This window comes from Capsulimonas sp., from assembly GCF_039929585.1.
In the GTDB taxonomy this organism is placed as follows: Bacteria; Armatimonadota; Armatimonadia; order Armatimonadales; family Capsulimonadaceae; genus Capsulimonas.
Map to the genome: position 1 here is coordinate 1 of NZ_JBDSQY010000177.1, position 19,485 is coordinate 19,485.

Sequence of the window (19,485 nt, forward strand, 5' to 3'; positions counted from 1 at the left end):
GGCGAAGTAAGAGCGACGAAGCAAATACGAACGCGTTCAGAAGCTGGCGGTTGAAACCGCGTCTGCAAGAGCGCAGAAGTCCCCCTGCGGGGACTACATATTCCTTGACGATACTGCCGAATAAGACGTTTTTGTTAGGCAATATCGATTGCGACTATGTAGCCCGCGCAGGTGGGCTTCTGCGCTCTCGAAGGCGCGGTTTCAACCGCCAGCCTTCATTCAGGCTCGGTTACTCGCTGTTACCCTTACTACCCCACCAACTCCGCCGACCACCCGCCCATCGGCACGTCGGGTTTGGGCGCGAACGAGCAGCTGACCATCTGCGCGCGGTTCCAGATGGTGACGCTGCCGTCGAGATTTTGGCACACGGCGCTCGGCCAGCTGAAGGCGTTGTAGAGGATCTTTCGCTCCTGCACGCTCCCGACCTCGGTGACGATATCGACCTCCAGCCAGAATCTGTGGCCGCAGCACATCTCCACTTCATTCAGCATCAAGAACGGCTTCGCCTGTACGCACTTAGGCGCATCCAGAAGCTTTGCCCGGTAATCATCCTCGGTGATTTCCCGAATGCTGGTGGCGTTTGGGTTGAGCTGCAGCAGCGACTCCGGGATTGAATCCATCCGCACGGTGATCCCAGTAATTTTATTTCCGGGGTACGCGGCGACCCGATCCTGTCCGTAGATAATTACCGTGGGCTGCGTGAAGATATTAAGATGAATGTGCTGGAGCAGGTCGCGCGCCTGCTCCGGATCGTTCTGCACGAACCGGTGCGTGTTTCCATTCGTCAGATGCAGCTCAAGCTCCAGAAACGGTTTCGACGCCATAGTCATCCCCTCTTCTCTCGGTATCTTCCCCGAGCGCCGCAATCACGGCGATGTTATTGAACTTATACCGTACATTGAGCCCGTCGTCCTTAAAACAAACTTAGCTGCGTGATGTCGACTTCTTCCTCCCAGGGCGCCATCGGCTCCAGCGGGCCCCCGGCGGCGACAAGATGGTCGTGAAAGCGGCGGCAGAGGACGGGCATTTCGAGATCGTAGATGCTGTGCATGCAGAAGAAGACGTCCGCGCCGTCCGCGAGCCACTGGGCGACGCGCGGCGCCCATTCCGCGAGCCATTGGTCGTTCGTGGGGACATCGGGATGCGAGATGAACCGGACCTGCACGTAGGAGCCCACACGATCCATACGCACGGGGACCTGCGGCTTTTTCCGCAGCGCTTCACGGACTTCCGGATCGGATGTGTCGGCCGCGTTCAATGGCCGCACATCGTAGAGCACCCGGGCGATGTCCATTCCGGCGAGCATGCCGTTCAAAGCGTCTTCGTTGCGCGCCGTGAACCAGCCCGCGTGGCGCGGCTCCACCGCGAAGCGCATGTCGGGGGGCAGCGATTCTAAGAATCGGCGCAGGACCGGCAGGCGGTCCGGACCGAACTCTCGGGACAGCTGCAAAAAGCTGGGGCCCGCGCGGTCCTCCAGCAGGCGCAGACGTTCGATCCAGTGCTCCAGATCGGTCTCACAGCCGACCAGGGCTTTATCATGACTGATCGTGCGAGGGAACTTCAGACAGAAACGAAACCCCGGCGGCGCGTCGTCCCGCCAGCGGGCCACAGTTTCCAGGGACGGCATACCGTAGAAGGTCGTGTTGCCCTCCACCATCGGCAGGCGCTGACTGTACGCGGCGAGCATCTCCCGCCCTGCGGACGCCGGAAGAAAATTTCCCAGCCAATCTTTTGAACTCCAAATCGGGCATCCGAGGTACAACATAATACTATCAATCATACCCATTTGCGCCACGCCCGCGCCACCCTTTCGTTGCAACGCCGCAGTCAAAGAGAACACTTATGATCACGATCTATCATCACCTCGATTTTCATATCGCCACACGCCTGATCGATCCCACGGAGCAGCAGATCTACCAGCCCACGCCCCAGGATCTGGAACTGGCCGCCATCGTCCCCGAAGACGATCTCAGCCGCGCATTTCATCGCACTCTGCACGAAGAAGGCGTCGCCTGGACAAGTGACAAAGGCGTCACGATCGTCGGCGATCCCCGCACCCGGCGTTCCAGCTATGACGGCGACGTCCTGGTAGACGCCGAAGGTATGGCCCACCTCGTACTGCCCGTGGGCTTCCGCGCGCTGCCCGGCCTGCGCCTGCCGTTTCTGGCGTGTATCTTAGCCGAGGACACGCGATGAGCGAGTGGGACATTCTGAGTAAGTCCTCGCGCGTGGTCATGTTTAAGGCTCAAGAGGTTGCGGCGCTTTGCGGCCAGTGCGAAGTGACGCCGGACCATTTGCTTCAAGCGTTACTGGAGAACCCCGACGCCGGAGCCACAGAACTGCTGGAGGGAATTGGCGCGCGGTGCAAGTCGCTGATTCACACACTCAAGCAGCGTCAGCCGCGAGGAAATGGGGCGCTGGGCGCGATGGAGCTCGCGCCGTTTTCGAAACAATCATTAAACCGCGCGTTCCGATTGCGGCAGGAGCATGGAGCAGCGGAAGTGGAAGGCGCGCACCTGCTCGCGGGGATTCTTGAGAGCGCCGAAACACGCGGAGATGAGAGTTATCAGCAGATAGGCTTGGACGCCGCGCGCATCAAGCAAGCGTTAGGACTTGGCGCTTCAGATACGGATTCACCCAAGGTCTGGCCGCCGGCGCCAACGACCGAAGGTCTTCCCACGCAAGCGGATTACCCCAAACCAGACTACAAAGACAGCGTGATCGCAATCGGGTTAGCCCTCATCAGCATCAGCGTCAGCTTATCCCATTTTGCTGTAATTTACTTGCACATTTCATGGCCCTTTGTACGCTTGGCCCTCATTGCGCTCAACGTCGCCGCCGTCTTATACGGAATTCGAGCGAGCAAATCACCGTACAGCGGTTTGGCCTTAGTGGCGATCATTATCGCCATTACGCACACACTTATCTTGAGCTGGAGTTAAAGATAACACGCAGGCGGCGGAGATTACGAGGGATAAATCACGATGTGGCAGAGATTTTCGGAAGCGGCGAGGAAATCGGTGTTTCACGCGCAAACATGCGCGGCGAACTATGGCCAGCAGAGGGTGACATTAGACCATATGATGGTTGGTCTGCTCACAGACCCCGGCAGCGCGGCGGCCGGAATAGTCCTTCGTCTGGGGGCGTCCCGTGAAGAACTCATGAACGCTGTCCTGGCGCGGCAGGAAATGGGTGAATACAGCGGTCGTGATTACCAGCTATCACGTGAGATGAAGAGCGGGGTTGATCGCGCATACCGGATCGCAGGACGCCTCAAGCATGACTATATCGGCACGGAGCATCTGCTTGCGGGAATTCTTGAGCAGGCCGAGCAGCACAATGACGATCGGTTTCTGGATGCAGGATTGACATTGCAGCGCGTCGTGGAAGACATCGAGAATGACGGCGGCGTTTGGCCGCCAGCGCCGAAATACGAAGAAGCGGCTCCGAAGAAAGAGCCGCGACCGTCGCTATCACCGGACAGCGCCACTGCATCTCTGGGATTGGCGATTGTCAGCACAGTATTCACAATCTGCTCTCTTTGGCCGCTGCGCGGCAATATGCAATTGACCAGCGTCGCTCTTCCAATACTGCTGCTGGATATCTACGCGATCACGTGGGCCTGGAAGGTTCGACGCAATCCCAAGGCGATGGCGGCCATCACAATCGCCTCACTTCACTCTGTGGCGATGATCGCGCTGCTGCTCCATTTCGTCTGACAATCGCTCAAAGCGGGGAAGCCGCGGATAAAGGACGAGAAACCGTGAAGATGTGGGATCGATTTACGGAACCGGCGCGCCTCGCCATTTACCAAGCTCAGCAGGCGGCGATCGAGGAGGGAGATCCGTTCGTTGGCCCGGATCATCTAATGCTTGGGTTGATCGCCGACTCAAAAAGTGAAGCATCTCAGCAATTAGAGCGAATCGGCGTCCCGCCAGCGAACATTCGCGCCTTGGTGTCGAAAGAGGCGGCGGAAACAAAGCCGGCGGTCGAAGATCTTAAACTGACAAGCAGCGGCAAAAGATGCATCGATCGCGCTTATGATGTATCACGGCGGCTCCATCACGATTGGATCGGCCCGGAGCACTTGCTGGCCGGTATATTAGAGAATGCCGAGAAACAGAAAGATCATCGGTTTCGTGAAGCGAACCTGACATGCGCACGGGTCTTAGAGGATATCGCCCACGGCGGCGGCATTTGGCCACCGCCGCCGACGCAGACAATCGTTCCCCATACGCCTCCCGAAGCTCAGAAATCCGGCTGCGCGCCGACCTCATTCGCCATGGCTTTCGCTCTGTTCAGCGTGAATACCACCTTTGGGAGCTCCGGGCTTAGCGCGTTTTCTCAAATGAGCGTCATGCAGATTCTGTGTTTTGCGGCCTTCTGGTTCGCCTGGCAGGCGCGCCATTCCCAATTGGGCTATGCAGCGCTGATAGCAATATTCATCGCCGGTTGGACGCAAGTCACACTTTGTGTGGGCGTCTATGAGATGCTGTTCGGACACGGATGACGTTATAAAATGGCGCGGGTAACGCCGCCGTCAACGCGTACGGCGGAGCCGGTGGTGGCCGACGCCTGCTCGCTGCTGAGATAGACGATCATGTTGGCGACTTCCTCCGTCGTTTCGAAGCGCTTGATCAGGGACGAAGGGCGCGCGGTCTCGAAGAACTGCTTCTCCATGGCGACGTCATCGACGCCTTCTTTCTTCGCCATCTGTGAGACGAATATGCCAACGCCTTCGGACTTCGTCGGACCGACGAGGACGCTGTTGACGGTAACATTTGTGCCGACGAGCGTTTCGGCAATACCCCGCGCCAATGCGACCTGCGCCGTCTTGGTGACGCCGTAATGGATCATCTCCACCGGGATCTGCACCGCAGACTCGCTGGAGACGAAGATCACGCGGCCCCAGTTGCGTTCGCGCAGGCCGGCCAGATAGTGGCGGGTCAGACGGACGCCGCTCATGACGTTGGCCTGAAAGATGTCCAGCCAATCGTCGTCGGTGATTTCTTCAAACGGCTTCGGCTCGAAGACACCCAAATTATTGACGAGCACATCGACGCTCGGCAGTTTCTCGATCAATGCGACGACGCCGGCGGCCGTACTCAGATCGGCGGCGATCCCCGTCACGTCGGCGTTAGGCGCGACCTCTTTCACCTGGGCGATCGCCTGATCCACGCGCTCCTGGGTCCGGCCGTTCACGACCACCGACGCGCCCTCACGCGCCAGCCCCTGCGCTACCGCCAAGCCAATCCCCGCCGTGGAGCCCGTCACCAGGGCTTTCTTCCCATTCAATCCTAAATCCATGTGATTTCTCCTTCGCATCAAGACGCAAAAATGCGCCCGGCTTTGATCACATAATCGCCACCGGACGCGTAAGGTTCCATGAAATTTCGGTTTTAGAATGTCAAGGCGTGTTTGCGGCGCAGACCAAGCGCCATGACGCCCAGCACGCCGAACCCAAGGGCGGCGAAACTGCTTGGCTCCGGCACGGCGGAGCGGACATTGGTTGAGACATCATTGAGCGCGACGAAGTTGGTCAGGGTAATCTCGTCAAAGGCCGAGCCGGAGAAGTTCAGGAAATCCAAAACAGGCTTGTTGCCCTGGCCGAGACCGGGAACGACCGTGTCGACTGACCCGACAAACACGCCGCCATTGTAAGCAGTGAGTATCACGGTGGACCCACGGGCGCCGTAGAAGACGCTGGAGACATTGTCGATCGGCGCACTGAAGGTGATGTCCAGCGGATCGGTCGCGCCGAGCAGCACCTGATGGGGATCGCCGAAGAAAAATCCGGACGAGACGGCGTTGCCGGTCCCGGTAAAGGTTGCGGAAAGTCCGCCGTCGGTCAAAGTGAAGGGAACGGTATCGCCGACGGTTTTCCCGTCGAAACCGAAGACGAGTGTGGCCCCGTGGGCTTCAGCGGCGAGGCAAAGGCTCCCCAGGACGGCGAGCGTAGACAGTACGCGCGAGGATTGGCGTTTCATGAGGACCTCCTTGGGTCGGTGCGTCACGAGGGTGGATTCGTGTCCGATCCTGTCGGTCTTCACACCGCCGGCGCCAGCCTTGCTCACCGTACTACGCGGACTGCTGCGAGGACTTTACAAGCGTACTTCGTCTCCCACCCGGAGCATCTTACCCAACTCCGAGGGAGCTAAACGGGTATTGACGGCTAATCGGTAAAAATGATTGAAGCGTTCGCGATTCGCCCAGTCCGGCAGCGTCGCTTCGCGGCGTGCGCGAAAGATTTCCGCGAAATTGTCAGTCGGCTCACCGGTCTTTGTATTGCGCGTCGGCACGATACAGCGCTGGCAGGGGTTGGTTCCCCCGAACTGCACATCGCCGATGGAAAAGCGCACATTTTCGTCGAGAGCGCCGAACAGACGATCCTCCCAGAACGGTTCAGAATCGCCGATCTCTAAATTGGCGCGAAAGCGGGTTTGGATTTCGGCGTAGGGAACGCCGTCGTACCAGGAGGCCACGGTCTCGATGCTGGAGCGGCCGATGATCGTGGGGCCGGGGTTCTTGGGGTCGTCGGGGAAGCCGCCTTCCGTGCTGCGCTTCAAAGTCACAGGCTGGGCGAAGTAATCACTCAGCCAAGCCTCCAGCGCGCAACGCTCACGGTCTAAGTGAAACTGGGCGCCGCTGCCGCCATCGCGAGTGTCCAGGTAAACCACGCCCTCGTCCCAGTTCACGCCGGTGCAGAGATGATGGATGAGCGTATTGCGCTTACCATTGATCAGGCGCCCCTCGGCGTCCACAATCGCCAGTTCGCGGTCATGCTCCAGCGCGCCGCTGGCGATAATACGCGCCGTGCGGACCCGAATGGGGTCAAGGGCTTTGATAGGGTAAAGAACGATACCGGCAAGATACGGCATGAGACGGCTCCTGGCGCAATGAAACTGACGCCATTATACCGCAGCCGGCGCGTCGGACTTCATGCGACGGCTGGCAATATATCCCATGGCCCAAACCAAAACAGAAGCTCCCAGCCCCAGATAGATCGGTTCGATATGCTGGGGATAGTGCTCTTCATCCAGGCCGCCTGCCTGATATCCCAGGGCCATCCAGACAAGCGGCAGGCCGGTCCCCAGCAGCATGGCGACAAACGTATAGACCGGGGCCACGCGGACGCGCGGGCTGTAGGCGGTAAGCAGGGGCAGGAGCAGGCCGGGAATGAACGCCGTGCCGATGGCGTACCAGAGGCCGACCACGGAGGGGAGTTTGTAAGCGGCGAAGATCGCGATCGCGGAGGAGAGGACGACGCCGATCCGTGTCCAGAAGACATCTCGTCCCTCGGCGTGCCGGGGCGAGAAGCGCCAGACGAGATCGCGGCCCATGGTGATCGCGGCGATCAGCGTATAGGAGATCACCGTGCTCATGACGGTCGCCAGCATGCCCACCCAGAAGTAGCCCTTCGCGCCGGCCGGCAGGAGGAGCTGGGAGAGCGCGGGATAGGCCTCCACCGTCGGCGTCAAATTCGGCAGCAGCACGCGGGCGTAGAGACCAGTGGTGATGGTCATGAAATCGAACAGCGCCCAGCAGAGCACGGAGATCAAAATCCCGTTACGCGCGATGCGCGGGCTGGACGCCGCCGAGCAGCGCTGGTGGAAGCCCGGATCGACCAGCGTCCACATCGCGATGAAGTACCAGACGACGATCAGCGGCCACGCCAGCCCCCCGCTCGGCTTTTGCAGGTCGTGCGGCAAGTGCGCGAACATCGCGCCGATACCCCCATGCTTCACAATTGCAAAGCCGAGAATCATGGCAAATGCCGTGAACATCAGAAAAAATTGGAAGATATTGGTGCGGACATCCGTATTGAAGCCGCCGGTGACGACAAACGCGACAGACAGCACGGTTCCCAGAACGAGCGCCAGCAGCAGCGGCCAGCCGAACATGTCATGCAGCATCGTCCCCAGCATGAGCGTGTAGGGGGCGGGGGTCACCAAACAAAACAGAAACAGAGAGCCGAGCAGAGCGACCGGGCGACTGTGCGCCGCTTGAAGCGTATCGGGGATCGTCAGCCGCGCCACGCCGCGCACTTTGCCCGCGAGGAACAGCGCATAGACGATGGCGAAGAGGTAGTATGGCAGGCCAAACACGGTCCAGGTGGCGACGCCGGATTCATAGGCGAACTGCCCCACCCCTAAGATGCCCCCATACCAGGTGGCGACCAGTGATGCGACAAACGCCGGCAGGGTCAGGCTCCGGCCGGCGAGCATGAAGTCCTCGCTCTTTTCGCCCGTCACCTTCCGTCGCGCCGTGAACACCCCGATGACGACCAAAAAGGCGAAGTAGATCGCGATCAGCGCGTAATCGAGCGGCGCGAAATGCACGGGATTGCTCATTCCGCGCGTCTCTCTGAACGATGGTGGAGATAAATCAACAAGTCCCCCGCTCCGGCCCGAACGCGGATCGTATCCGCAACGATCTCATTCGACGTCGCATCCCGTTCGCCCACACCGATCGTTTCGCCCATCAAGGGCCATCGGACGCCTTCGAACCAGACATCCTCCACGGTCCCCAATGCAATCAGCGAGACGATTCGCCCGTTGAGATCGCTCCCGGACAGCGTCAATTGCCCAAAAACCGGCTGCGCCGTTCCATGCGCGTCCACTATCTGGAGCGCCGCCCGCCGCCCATGCTTCAGCACGGCAATCATCGCCGCCACGGTATGGTCCAGCCGTCCTTCGCTCGCGCCAAACACGGCCACATCCCGCGCGCCCACTTCATTGATCGCAAAGCTCAGCGCCTTGTCCAGATCCACCCGGTATTGATCCAGTGTCTCGACAAACTGCGCCCCCGCCGCCTCCAGCGCCGCCCGCTGCGCGGCCGTCACCGAATCGCCATCCCCCGTCACCCATTGCGGCGTCAGCCCCAAAGCCAGCAAACGCACCGCGCCGCCATCAACCCCGATCAGCGAGCCGCCCTGCGCCACCCGTGCGCGAAGGCGGCCATCATCGACAAACGGGCCATTGGCGAGAATAGTCGCTTGATGTTTAGTCATGTCCAGACCAGCAGGTCGGACCACTGCCACAATCATCGTTAAATGTCTTACCATCAAGAGTCACTGCTGTTGCATTAAACTGCGCTTGAGAAGCAATAAACTTCGCGTGCCCGTCGGCAAAGACCATCGACCCACCACGTGGGTGCCACTGCGCGAAATAGCTTGGCGTATTTCCAGCGTACTTGTAAACAGTTCCACCAGGATCACTTTGATCGGAGAACCAGGGGAACATTTCGTCGCGCATAATCCGTGTCTGAGCGGGAACATCAAACATCGAATCCGTCACGAGTTGTGTCGTCGTATACTGTGTAGTATCATCGTTTTGCAATGATTCTCCAGCGACAATCGAGTACGTATCACTCGTAAACCGATATGATGTGCCGTAGCATGCATGGTAAGAGCGGCTTTTGTCGCCATAATCCTGACAGCCATTGGCCGAAGCAGGATTAGAAGCCATGTATGGGCTGCCCACGTCATCAGGGCATTTGAAGATGTCCTTATTCTTGGAATAAGGCAAAAGCTCCACTTCAACGCCCTTGTGTCCATCAATTCCAGAGGGAGGGTTAGTACTGTAAGCATAGAAAATTGGCATCGTCTCATCATTGTCCTGAACATACATGCGCACGCAGAGGCCGATCTGACGCATGTTGGAGGCGCAGGTAACTTCGCGCGCCTTTTCCCGCGCCTGGGCGAAGACGGGGAATAGGATTGCGGCGAGAATCGCTATAATGGCTATCACGACGAGGAGCTCTATCAAGGTAAAGCCTCGACGATTCATGGTGTGGAGTTTCATAATTTGTGTCCTTTTTCAGGACGCGTCAAAAAAGTGTGGCAAAACAAAAGCCACCTTCCGCAAAGGGAGGTGGCGTAATTTCCGCAGGGCCGGACACGCCGGCCGAGGCGGTCCACTTCCCTACGCCGGTACGAACCGGATCAGGTTGATAGGGTCGGCCATGTGGCCCTCTCAGCAGCCCGCGCAAAATTGCGCAAGGGCGGCTCCCCTAGCAGACGCGTCGTCAATATATATTCGTATTGATAATACCCGATTTCTCCGCCCCTCGCGCAATTCTCCAGTGGCGCAGGACAAAACAATCCCGAAGAAATCGGTTGGAATCGGCCTTCTTCGGGTAGAATCGACGCGAAGGGGAGTAGCCATCCCAAACAATTGTGGATTGATGGGTCGTCAAGACGGAGCGTAAGCTCCCGGGCCATCGATGAAACAGCGAGACCTTCGGTCGCGCATTCACGTCTGTCGTGAATGTCCGACCGAGGGTCTTTTTTTGTGCGGCGCCCCACCCGCGCGGTAACTGTGAGTTTCGAAAGGCGAAGAATTTGACACTTGAAATTTTGGCGACGATTGGGATGCTGGTGCTGCTGGAAGCGCTGCTCTCGGCGGACAACGCACTGGTGCTGGCGATTATCGCCAAGCGGCTAACGGATAAAAAGGCGCAGTCACGCGCCCTCACCATCGGCGTCGCGTTGTCCTTCGTCATGCGCGCAGCGGGCCTGCTGGTCGCCAAGACGATTATTCACCTGTGGTATCTGCGCGGCGCCGGCGCGCTTTACCTGCTGTATCTTTGCGCCGCGCACTTCCTGAAAGCCAGGAAACACGAGACGTCCGAACTGCCGCAGGAGCCTACGACGGTAGAGATGGGCAAGGCGGCGTTTCGTAATGTCGTCATTGCGCTTGCCCTGACGGACGCCGCCTTCGCAATCGATTCCATCCTGGTCGCCGTCGCGATGACGGATAAGCTCTGGGTCATCTACGTCGGCGTCGGCATCGGCATCGTCGCCCTCCGTTTCGTCTCTGGATTTTTCCTCAAGCTGCTGGAGCGCTACCCTGCCCTCGACCACGCCGCCTACGCCCTCGTCGGCTGGGCCGGCGTCCGCCTGATGTCTGAAGCCATCGACGTCTTCGGCGAAACGGTTTATCACCAGCATTGGGGATTGGCGCTGCCGGACGTGGCCTTCTGGGCCGGTATGGGCGCGATCATTGTGCTGGGCACGGTGTATGCGGTGCGGAAACGGCCGGCGGCGTAGGAGGACGCCCTCATCCCCTTCTCCCAATTCTGGGAGAAGGGGAGCAAGAGTTTTTGAGTTTAAGATCTTAAGAACAAAATCCAAATCTTACTCCGATTCCCCCTCTCCCAGAATTGGGAGAGGGGGTCGGGGGGTGAGGGCTCGAACTTAACGCTTCGCTCCCCGCATCGTCACCACCCCCGTCCCGTCCGACTTCTCCTCCAATGACGTCTCCACATCCACAAACTGCCCGACGATATGCAGCACCGTCCGCAAATGATCCGTCACCGAAGAGACGCTCCAGCGACTTGTCTCGGGAATCAGCGAGGCGGGCAGCACAAGCTGGTCGGCGAGGTATTCGTCGCAGGCGGCGCCGCTGGCAAGCCAGGCGCGCAGGTCCGCGCAGGCGTTCGCCGCGAGGGTCTCCATTGGCATGCCGCGCTCGCCGATCGCGGAGAAGCCGGCGAGTGCGTTCTCGCTGTGTGCAATGAGGATGATGGACGCGCCCGGGCCCGGCGACGGCGCTGCCCGCATGATGACCGTGGGTTGCGCCACACCACGCAGCCCCTCGATCACCGCCGTTTCGCCGCGATTCGCAACGGCCGCGGAGAGGTTTGCGGTGACAATGTACGCCGTAACGCCCGTCAGAGCCCCGCGCTCGACTCGATCTATTGGGGCCTGGAGAACCGATGGAGCGATCCGTGCGTGAATCTCTCCGCCGCCGCGCGGAAAGAACCCGGCGGCGGGAGAGGTGAATGTCGCGACAACGCCATGGTCCGACAGCGTCTCACGATAGACGTGCGCCAGATACTCATAGACCGGCGCGAAGGGGACGTGCGTGCCGCCCGTCACGACGACCTCGGATGGGGCGCCCGCGAGCGCCAGCGGGATCAGCACCGTCTGCATCACCAGCGTGGAGGCGCCCGCCGTACCGATGTCAAATCGATACTTGCCGGGACGTGTTGGCGTCCCCGGATAAAATCCAAGGCGCTGCGACCCGACTTCCGCGCCGGACATTCCCGCGCCGCAAATCTTCGCCGCCGCGCGCACGGCGGCCAGATGCTGCGCCTTCAGCCCAGGCTTTGAGCGGCCCGCCCGGATGTTCTCAAACTCCACGGAGCGTCCTGTAATCGCCGCCAGCGAAAGGCTTGTGCGCAGGATCTGGCCCCCACCCTCACCATGCGATCCGTCAATGTGTACAATGTCTTCCATGATGTCCTTATCGTTTAGGGGAGAAGTTCTGTTAAAGATCGGGAGCTACGCGACTACTTCTACTCTCTTACGAGCATGCGACGCCGTCCATGCAAATGACAGCAGCATCCCGATCACGGCGACCAAGACGACAACACCCAAAGAAACCGTAGTGTGGGTGTAGAAGGCCGCGACTAGCGCGCCGGCAAGTCCGCCGCCGGCGGTCTGGAGCGAGCCGATCAGCGATGAAGTGACTCCCGCCATCTGCGGATACGGCTCCATGGCCGCGGCCATCGCATGAGGCCCCGCAATGCCGATGCCGAACAGATATCCCATCATCGGAACGATCACGCCCGCGACGCCGCCAACGTGAAGCCATGACGCAAAAAAGAGCAGCACTCCCGAACTGACGACGACGCCGACGCCCAGACGCAGCAGAGAAGCGTTCGGGATGTTGCGACGCACAAGCGACTTATTGAGCGTCGCGCCGACGAGCAGCGCAACAGCCGTGACGGCGAAGTAAACGCCGAACTGGCCTTTCGGAATCCCAAACACCTCCATTAAGACGAATGGCGACCCAGCAACGTAGGCGAAGAGGCCCGCGTAGGCAAAGCAGAAGATCAGCATATTCGCGACACAAATGGGATTCGAGAAGAACAATTTGTAGCGTGACAACAGCTCGGCGGGAGTGAGCGCTGTCAGCCCCGCATGATCGGGCTCGGCGATGCCGCGCCGGACCGCAAACCAGAGCGCCGCGCCCGCCGTCGCCAGCAGAGCAAAGATCGCCGGCCAGCCGGCGTGGGTCAGCAGGACGCCGCCTAAAGTCGGCGCGACAATCGGCGCGACGATCATTACCTGGGTGATGTGCGAAAAAACGACGGTCGCCTCGCTGCGCTCGTAGGTGTCGCGCACCAGGGCGCGTGACAGCACCGGTCCGACGCCCGCCCCCAATCCCTGCAGTAATCGAAACGCATTCAGGATCGCCAGCGACGGACTGAGCGCACAACCAATCCCTCCCAATGTAAACAAAGCGATTCCCCAAAGCAGCACGGGCTTACGGCCACGTGCGTCGGACAATGGGCCGCAGATGATTTGACTGACCGCATACCCAATCAGAAACAGAGTCAGCGTCAGCTGCGCCTGTGCGGCGCTCGCGTGAAATAAAAGGCGCAGCTGGGGGAGCGCCGGAAGGCTCATATCGATGGAGAGCGCGGTCATCGCCGTGAGGGCGCCGAGCAGCAATGTGGACGGCCGCGCGCCGGAACTGGGCATAGGACAAATATCTCTTTTCCGCGCCGAAGCGCGCTGTTCTCCTCATTCCAACAGCGCCCCAGCGCGTATTGTTCCGATTGAGGCGCGGACTTACTTGCCAAAGTCAATCGAAAACTATTTATCGCATTTCCTATCTTCATGTATTCTTGCTAGTATAATAGGAGTGTCTGCTTTCATTTTGCCTCGTCAGGAACACCCAGCATGTCAGATTCCACTTCTCGCAATGAGCCGCCACTGAATACCGGCGGCGGAAGCATTGCATCTTTGCCCGGCAGGATCTTGCTGAAGACCGTAGTCTACGATCGCTGTTATCCCCAATATCGCGGCAAACGCCTGCTTTCACAACTCAGCATCTGGGTGCTCCTGGCCTCAGCGTTCGTTTTGATAGGAACCCACAATTGGATATTGGCCGCGCTGGGCGTAGCCATCTTATCCATGGCTCTGGCTTGGTGGTGGTCGGGCGTCCAGCGCACTCAACTGAAATCGCATTTGTACCATGGCTGCGCCAACCCCGCCGTGGTCGTATCGACCCAACCCTACTTGATTGCGGTCTTCGCGGACATCACCGCGACGCCCGGCGTCAAGTTTCCGGCGGTAAAGGTCCTGCCCGCGCCCCTGGACTTGGTCCAAGGGCGCAGCTTCGCCGTGGGCGACCATATCCCGACTGTCTCGACATACCAGGGACCGGCGACGGAAGGACGGTGGACGGATTTCTACCCTATCCCCGCCTGCTGCGCAACGAATGAAACGCGGGCGCTCGATCGGCTGGAGAACACCCTTCATTACGAAGAAGAAGGCTGGAGCGCGCTTGAGAACGCTTTGATCCACGTTCCGCGCCCCTATGCGCCTGGCTTATATCCCATGCCGGTCTCGGTTTTTCTCAAAAATCATAGCGCTGCTTAGCTAAAATCGCGGTCCGTATAAGCGCCTTCCTGCGGACCGTTGGGACCGACCACGATCCAGTCAAATACGTCCGCTTCGGTCAGCTCAATCCGCTGGCCCATACGGAGATCCTTGCGCATTCGCGGCGAATTGACGAGTTCGCCGACGATCCGATTTCCCACCCATTCGCGTACGAAAACCCACATATATTCGTGATTGCCATCACGTGGATCGCCGACGGTGAAACCATGCTTCACACCGAAACGCCATGGTCCAAGCGCGCCGCTCAGATAGCGCTGCTTGATGCTGGGAAGCTCAGCAATCGCGCGCCGATGCGCCTGCTCCATACCGGAGCCGTGAACAACGTTATGCATCGTATCTTCAGGCGCAAAGAAGGTGTTCACGAGTGAATGCAGCCAGGCGCCATAGTCCCCCGAATAACCTGCTGGCGGGCGCAAGGTAAAAAAGCTGCGTTCCGGATTCCCAGGCTGCGGCTGATATTCCAAACGCACCCGCGCCACGGCGTCTTTGCTGACCGCAGGCGTATCCGCCGCGCGGGCGCCGGACATCTGAAGATAAAACTCCGTCACTGCGGTCTCCAGGATGGCGGGGACAGGAGCAGCCGGATTTTCGTAACCGCCGTCCGCGCTCCGGACCATCGTGATAAGAACCTGGCAAAGACCAATGAGCGTCCCGCCAAGCGCCTGAATGTCAATCGGCGGAATACCAATCACTTGCAGATCGGGAAGACCGAAACGCGCCATACCAATCGTCGTCATGTACGCAGCGCCGTGGTCGCCAAACGAATAGGGACAGCGAATGAAACTGGCCAGACACGGCTCAACCCCCGAATGCAATCCGTGAAACGGCGTGCTGAGGGGAAATGCGGACGCCGTGTCGGCGTCCAGCGCCACACGAGCGCCGCTGCGTTCCGCGCACGCTTTCGCCGCAGCGACCGCGGCAAAGAGCCCCAGTCGCGGGCCGGGCAAAGGGTCGGAAGCACGCACCGAGATAACATGGGTCGCCGCATCGATCTCCTGGCGCTGCTCCTCCGACAGCATCGGAGCGCATTGGCGCAGAATCTCGATTGGAACGTCCCGACGCGACGCGACATCAACAATCATCAGTTCGGGGTTCAGATAAGCCCAGATCATCTCGCGTAGCGGCGGATCGACCTTATCCATCACCCACCGCTTCGCTTCCTGAAAGACGTCCGACGCGCTCGGAGAGGCGCCAGGGAAACGGCAGAAAACCATGAACCCAGTCGGGACGGACGAGGGAACGGGAATGAGATCGGTGGGTTGCGGCAAAATAGCAAGTCCTCTGGGCGGCGTCTGGCGTCCGTGAAATCACGAACGCTCAGCGGTTATTGTACTGTATTTGCTGACGAATTCCGTGGCTGTTGACCATTCTCAGCAAAGCCTTCCCGCTTACCGTTCCGCAAGGTTCGTGGCGATTTCCCATGAGATGGTCGCTACCGAGCCATCGTCGCCTGGGGTCGCAAGACAGGGCAGAAACCCAGTCACCATGACGCCGCCCGCAAGATGTGCTCGTTTGACGTAAAGGTCAACGGCATGGACTGTTTTACCGTCCACCCACGCTTTAGGAATGAGCGTACGACGCCTTGGTATAAAGCGCTGGTCGGCTAGTCGTTTCCTGGCGGTTTGCGATTCCGCGTCCGCCCACTCCTGATCCCTGCTGCTGACCGCACGCGCAACGGCGTCATAGATCATGATCGGATCAGAATCGTCGTTTGGCGCTAGGATGAAAAGCCCAGGTGCATCTTGTGTCCCCGCCACTCGCAGAAGCTTATTGACCATGATCGGCATCGCAACGGCAAACTCTCCACGCTCTGAAACGTCCTTGTAGATCCCAGCAATCTGCTGCGCGCGTCGCTCCGTCTGTATCGCACAGTATACTTGCCAGCCGGAAAACGCGAGCACAGCCATCGCCGCGACATGAGACCATTTCCAAAAAATTGCGCCGATCACAGCACTCAATAGCACCTTTCCCCAAAGCAGCATCCTGCCGCCGGGAAAGCCTTGCAAGAACGCTTCATACTGACGCCGTATCGCCTCACGGCCGGCCGCCTCAACGCGCTCGCGAAACGCAGGGTCAGAGCGGCGCCGGACAAAATCCGGCGTTGTTTCGTCCGCGATCTCGCGCGCAAATTGACGCGATGGGTGGACCTCACTCTCCTCAACGGCGTTGTTGGTATATCCCCCCTCTTCGGGGCCATCCGGTCCGATGACGATCCAGTCGAAAACTTCGGCGTCAGCCAACTCGATGATTTGTCCCATCTGAACGTTCTTGCAAGATTGTGGAGCATTGACGAGTTCGCCGACGATCCGATTTCCCATCCAATCACGGACGAGAACCCACATGTATTCCAGTCCGTCGCTGTGAGGGTTACCAAAGGAAAATCCTTGCTTCACGCAAAATTGCCCGGGAGCAAAGGCGCCGCTCAGAAATCGCAGCTTCATCGCCGGAAGTTCCGCGAGGGCGCGCCGGTGCGCCTGATCCATCGTTTCAACGCCGTCCACATTGTCTAACGTGAGAGGACGCACGGTGTTCTCTGGCTCAAAAAACGTATTGACCAGCGAGTGCAGCCAGGCGCCATATTCGCCCGTATAATTCGCCGGCGGTCGCAGAGTAAAGTATTGTTGGTCTGGGTGACCCGGGCGCGGTCCATACTCCAAACGCACACGGGCCTCAGCGTCCTCGTTTGCGGTGGATTCATCCTTTCCACGAACGCGTGCGAGGCGCATGTATGCTTCCGTGACGGCAGTTTCGAGGACAAGTGGGATGGGAGCAGCCGGAGGTTCAGAGCCGCCATCTGCATTCCGAACCATTGTAATGAGTACTTGACAGAGGCCGATGACCGTCGCGCCGAGCGCATCCATGTTGATGACGGGGATATTGATGATCTGCAAATCAGGAAGCCCAAAGCGAGCCATCCCACGCGTCGTCATGTAAGCAGCCCCACTCGCGCCGAAGGAATAGACAGGGCGGACGAAACTCGCCAAACGGGGATCGAATTTCGAGCTCAGATCGCGGAACGGTGTTTTGAGGGGAAACGGCGCCGCCGTGTCGGCGTCCAGCACAACCCGCGCGCCATAGCGCTCCGCACACGCTTTCGCCATGGCGACCGCCGCCCACAGACCGAGGCGCTCACTGGGCAGGAGTTCCGAAGTGTGCACCGTAATACAGTGAGTGGCCCCGTCGATCTCCCTACGCTGCTCCTCCGAGAGCGCCGGGGCGCAGTCGCGCAGGATCTGCGCCGGCGTATCGCGATGCGGAGCGACGCGCACCGTTATCATCTCGGGATCGAGATAAGCAATAATCAAAATCAGAGGCGGCGCGATGTTCTGCATCGCCCATCTTTGGGCCTCCTGGAAAATTTCAGCGGTACTGGGAGGCTCGCCGGCGAAGCGGCAAAAGATCATGAACCCAGTCGGAACGGACGAGGGAATGGAAATGACATCGGTAGATTGCGGCAAAATTGCGGGGGTCCTCTAGGCGGCGTGTGGCGTCGATGAAAATCACAAATGCCCAGCGGTTATTGTACAGTATTTCCGGGTGAATTCAGTTTCAGCCACCCATACTGATATGAGGAGCAAAGATATCGAGGATGCTATAGGGCGCGCTCTTGTTCGATCACAACTGTGGTTCCAGTTTCGCCGGTGAGGAGGTAGATACGGTCCACGGTTTCGAGCATCATCTTCATGCCCTGCCCCAGCGTGCCGGCGGTCGTGAAGCCTTTTTTGAGAGCGGCATTGGGGATGTTCTCCAGCGTGATGCCGGCGCCGTGGTCTTCGATATGCACTTGAACGATGCCGTCACCGATGGAAATCTGCGCTTCGCCGGAGCGGGCGTGGACGATGGTGTTCATCCCGGCTTCGCTGACGGCGATGATCAAGTCGGCGGTGCGGTTTTCGGAGTGGCCGGCTTCGCGGGCGGCGTCGCGCGCCGCCTGGCGCAGCTCGGAAAGTCCGCCGGAGGCGGATAGGACGATGGGCGAGCCAAAGGGGGTGCGTAGCGGCGGCAGATCGTCCGAGGTCTGACACAGGATCAGGTGGCCCTCAGTCACGGAGGCGAGCACATCGCGCAGCAGGCGCCGCTGGCGGGCGGCGGCTTCCTTGCGCTCGCTGATGTCTTCGGTCAGCGCGATCGTGCTTTCAGGCTCGCCATGCGCGCCGCGTACGAGGGCGACGCTGTTCTGAACCCAGACAATGCGACCGTCCTTGCGTACGTAGCGCTTTTCCATAACGAAGTGAGGAATGCTGCCGGAGCGAAGATGCTCCATCCGGGCGATACTTTCCTCGCGGTCCTCGGGAAAGGTGAGGGACTGGAAGTCCTTGTGGAGCAGTTCGTCCTCGGAGTAGCCGACGATCTCGCAGAAAGCGGCGTTGGTCTCCAGGCAGCGGTCGAACAGATCGGCCAGGGTGACACCCACGGCGGCGTGTGCGATGGCCGCGCGGTACCGGCCTTCACTCGCCCGCAGCGCCTCCTCGGACCGTTTGCGGTCGATTCCGACCGCGATCTGATCCGCGATCGTTCCCAGCGCCAGCAGAACTTCGTCGTTCAGCGCGCGGCGCGCAAACATCGCCATAACTCCGACAACCTGCTCCTCGACGATCAGGGGATACCCGGCGAAGGCAACCATTCCCTCTCGGATCGCCCAGCTCTGGTTCGAGACACGCGGGTCGCCGATCACGGAATTGGTCAGATGCGGCTGGCGCTCCTGGGCGATGAGTCCGATTTTGTATTCGCCGACAGGGATTTCTCCATGGGGGCCGTCGAGATGCGTGTACATTCCGGCGCTCGCGCGCAGCACCAGCATCTCCTCCTGGGGATTGAGGGTCCAGATCCGCGCGAAGGCGGCGTCCAGATGCTCCACCAGAGCGCAGGCGCAGCCGCGCAGCATGTCCGGCAGGGTATGCTTCGTGGTCAACGAGCGCCCGACATCGGCGGACAGCGCGAGCAGTCGGTTCTTTTCCCGCAGTGATTGTTCGTTTAGCTGCTGCGTCTGAGCGCCAGCATCGTAAGTATCAGGTTCCCCTTCGGCCACGCCCGGGCTCCATTCTTTGCGTCGTCATGGCCGGCGAGAC

Annotated in this window: 19 protein-coding genes and 1 riboswitch; of the genes, 6 read left to right on the forward strand and 13 right to left on the reverse strand. The window is 59.8% G+C overall.

The features are described 5' to 3' along the window. Positions 1-248: 248 nt before the first annotated feature. Together ABIZ35_RS12755 and ABIZ35_RS12760 are read right to left on the reverse strand one after the other, a co-directional pair. A complete protein-coding gene (locus ABIZ35_RS12755) occupies positions 249-824 on the reverse strand; it encodes a hypothetical protein (RefSeq protein ID WP_348220289.1) in 576 nt (191 codons plus the stop codon). An 89-nt stretch (positions 825-913) separates the two neighbouring features. Continuing rightward, complete coding sequence (locus ABIZ35_RS12760; protein WP_348220290.1) at positions 914-1,780, reverse strand: DUF72 domain-containing protein; 867 nt, start codon at positions 1,778-1,780, stop codon at positions 914-916. Between the two features lie 62 nt (positions 1,781-1,842). Between ABIZ35_RS12760 and ABIZ35_RS12765 the strand changes: the two genes are divergently transcribed. Genes ABIZ35_RS12765 through ABIZ35_RS12780 form a run of 4 tightly spaced genes read left to right on the forward strand, consistent with a single transcriptional unit; the run spans position 1,843 to position 4,510 of the window. Then, positions 1,843-2,196 (forward strand): hypothetical protein, encoded by a 354-nt coding sequence (locus ABIZ35_RS12765; protein ID WP_348220291.1) that lies wholly within the window; start codon positions 1,843-1,845, stop codon positions 2,194-2,196. Beyond that, positions 2,193-2,942, forward strand: a complete 750-nt coding sequence (locus tag ABIZ35_RS12770) for a Clp protease N-terminal domain-containing protein (protein ID WP_348220292.1) — start codon at positions 2,193-2,195, stop codon at positions 2,940-2,942. Before ABIZ35_RS12765 ends, ABIZ35_RS12770 begins: the two co-directional genes overlap by 4 nt. 42 nt (positions 2,943-2,984) lie before the next feature. After that, positions 2,985-3,719 carry a Clp protease N-terminal domain-containing protein gene (locus ABIZ35_RS12775; RefSeq protein WP_348220293.1) on the forward strand — a complete coding sequence of 245 codons (735 nt, stop codon included), beginning with the start codon at positions 2,985-2,987 and terminating at the stop codon, positions 3,717-3,719. Positions 3,720-3,769: 50 nt separating this feature from the next. Then, on the forward strand, positions 3,770-4,510 hold the full coding sequence (locus ABIZ35_RS12780; protein WP_348220294.1) for a Clp protease N-terminal domain-containing protein: 741 nt from the start codon (positions 3,770-3,772) through the stop codon (positions 4,508-4,510). Between the two features lie 2 nt (positions 4,511-4,512). Here the strand turns inward: ABIZ35_RS12780 and ABIZ35_RS12785 are convergent, their stop codons facing one another. From ABIZ35_RS12785 to ABIZ35_RS12810, 6 genes are all read right to left on the reverse strand, one after another. Beyond that, on the reverse strand, positions 4,513-5,307 hold the full coding sequence (locus ABIZ35_RS12785) for an SDR family NAD(P)-dependent oxidoreductase (protein WP_348220295.1): 795 nt from the start codon (positions 5,305-5,307) through the stop codon (positions 4,513-4,515). A gap of 92 nt (positions 5,308-5,399) precedes the next feature. Then, positions 5,400-5,987, reverse strand: coding sequence for a PEP-CTERM sorting domain-containing protein (locus ABIZ35_RS12790; RefSeq protein ID WP_348220296.1), 588 nt, complete (start codon positions 5,985-5,987; stop codon positions 5,400-5,402). A gap of 114 nt (positions 5,988-6,101) precedes the next feature. Further along, complete coding sequence (locus ABIZ35_RS12795; protein WP_348220297.1) at positions 6,102-6,878, reverse strand: MOSC N-terminal beta barrel domain-containing protein; 777 nt, start codon at positions 6,876-6,878, stop codon at positions 6,102-6,104. A gap of 33 nt (positions 6,879-6,911) precedes the next feature. Next, positions 6,912-8,351, reverse strand: coding sequence for a sodium:solute symporter family protein (locus ABIZ35_RS12800; protein WP_348220298.1), 1,440 nt, complete (start codon positions 8,349-8,351; stop codon positions 6,912-6,914). Next, positions 8,348-9,010, reverse strand: a complete 663-nt coding sequence (locus ABIZ35_RS12805) for a thiamine diphosphokinase (RefSeq protein ID WP_348220299.1) — start codon at positions 9,008-9,010, stop codon at positions 8,348-8,350. The genes ABIZ35_RS12800 and ABIZ35_RS12805 overlap by 4 nt, the downstream gene beginning before the upstream one ends. Continuing rightward, on the reverse strand, positions 9,003-9,803 hold the full coding sequence (locus ABIZ35_RS12810; protein ID WP_348220300.1) for a prepilin-type N-terminal cleavage/methylation domain-containing protein: 801 nt from the start codon (positions 9,801-9,803) through the stop codon (positions 9,003-9,005). Before ABIZ35_RS12810 ends, ABIZ35_RS12805 begins: the two co-directional genes overlap by 8 nt. A 100-nt stretch (positions 9,804-9,903) precedes the next feature. Beyond that, a riboswitch (TPP riboswitch) is annotated at positions 9,904-10,023 on the reverse strand. A 319-nt stretch (positions 10,024-10,342) separates the two neighbouring features. Here ABIZ35_RS12810 and ABIZ35_RS12815 point away from each other — a divergent pair. Further along, on the forward strand, positions 10,343-11,050 hold the full coding sequence (locus ABIZ35_RS12815; RefSeq protein ID WP_348220301.1) for a DUF475 domain-containing protein: 708 nt from the start codon (positions 10,343-10,345) through the stop codon (positions 11,048-11,050). A 147-nt stretch (positions 11,051-11,197) separates the two neighbouring features. Here the strand turns inward: ABIZ35_RS12815 and rtcA are convergent, their stop codons facing one another. Together rtcA and ABIZ35_RS12825 are read right to left on the reverse strand one after the other, a co-directional pair. Continuing rightward, positions 11,198-12,241: an RNA 3'-terminal phosphate cyclase gene (gene rtcA, locus ABIZ35_RS12820; protein ID WP_348220302.1), complete on the reverse strand. Its 1,044-nt coding sequence runs from the start codon at positions 12,239-12,241 to the stop codon at positions 11,198-11,200. A gap of 45 nt (positions 12,242-12,286) precedes the next feature. Continuing rightward, the gene (locus tag ABIZ35_RS12825) at positions 12,287-13,492 is read right to left on the reverse strand and encodes a multidrug effflux MFS transporter (protein ID WP_348220303.1); all 1,206 of its coding nucleotides are present in this window, start codon (positions 13,490-13,492) and stop codon (positions 12,287-12,289) included. Positions 13,493-13,693: 201 nt separating this feature from the next. On the opposite strand from ABIZ35_RS12825, the gene ABIZ35_RS12830 reads away from it, so the two are divergent. Then, positions 13,694-14,395 carry a DUF3239 domain-containing protein gene (locus tag ABIZ35_RS12830; RefSeq protein WP_348220304.1) on the forward strand — a complete coding sequence of 234 codons (702 nt, stop codon included), beginning with the start codon at positions 13,694-13,696 and terminating at the stop codon, positions 14,393-14,395. Here the strand turns inward: ABIZ35_RS12830 and ABIZ35_RS12835 are convergent. The 3 genes from ABIZ35_RS12835 to ABIZ35_RS12845 all read right to left on the reverse strand — a co-directional run bounded on the left by ABIZ35_RS12835 (position 14,392) and on the right by ABIZ35_RS12845 (position 19,445). Then, positions 14,392-15,684, reverse strand: coding sequence for a DUF2314 domain-containing protein (locus ABIZ35_RS12835; RefSeq protein WP_348220305.1), 1,293 nt, complete (start codon positions 15,682-15,684; stop codon positions 14,392-14,394). The two genes, ABIZ35_RS12830 and ABIZ35_RS12835, sit on opposite strands and share 4 nt — an antisense overlap. A 120-nt stretch (positions 15,685-15,804) precedes the next feature. Continuing rightward, complete coding sequence (locus tag ABIZ35_RS12840; RefSeq protein WP_348220306.1) at positions 15,805-17,874, reverse strand: DUF2314 domain-containing protein; 2,070 nt, start codon at positions 17,872-17,874, stop codon at positions 15,805-15,807. Between the two features lie 134 nt (positions 17,875-18,008). Next, positions 18,009-19,445: a PAS domain S-box protein gene (locus ABIZ35_RS12845; protein WP_348220307.1), complete on the reverse strand. Its 1,437-nt coding sequence runs from the start codon at positions 19,443-19,445 to the stop codon at positions 18,009-18,011. Positions 19,446-19,485: the final 40 nt, after the last annotated feature.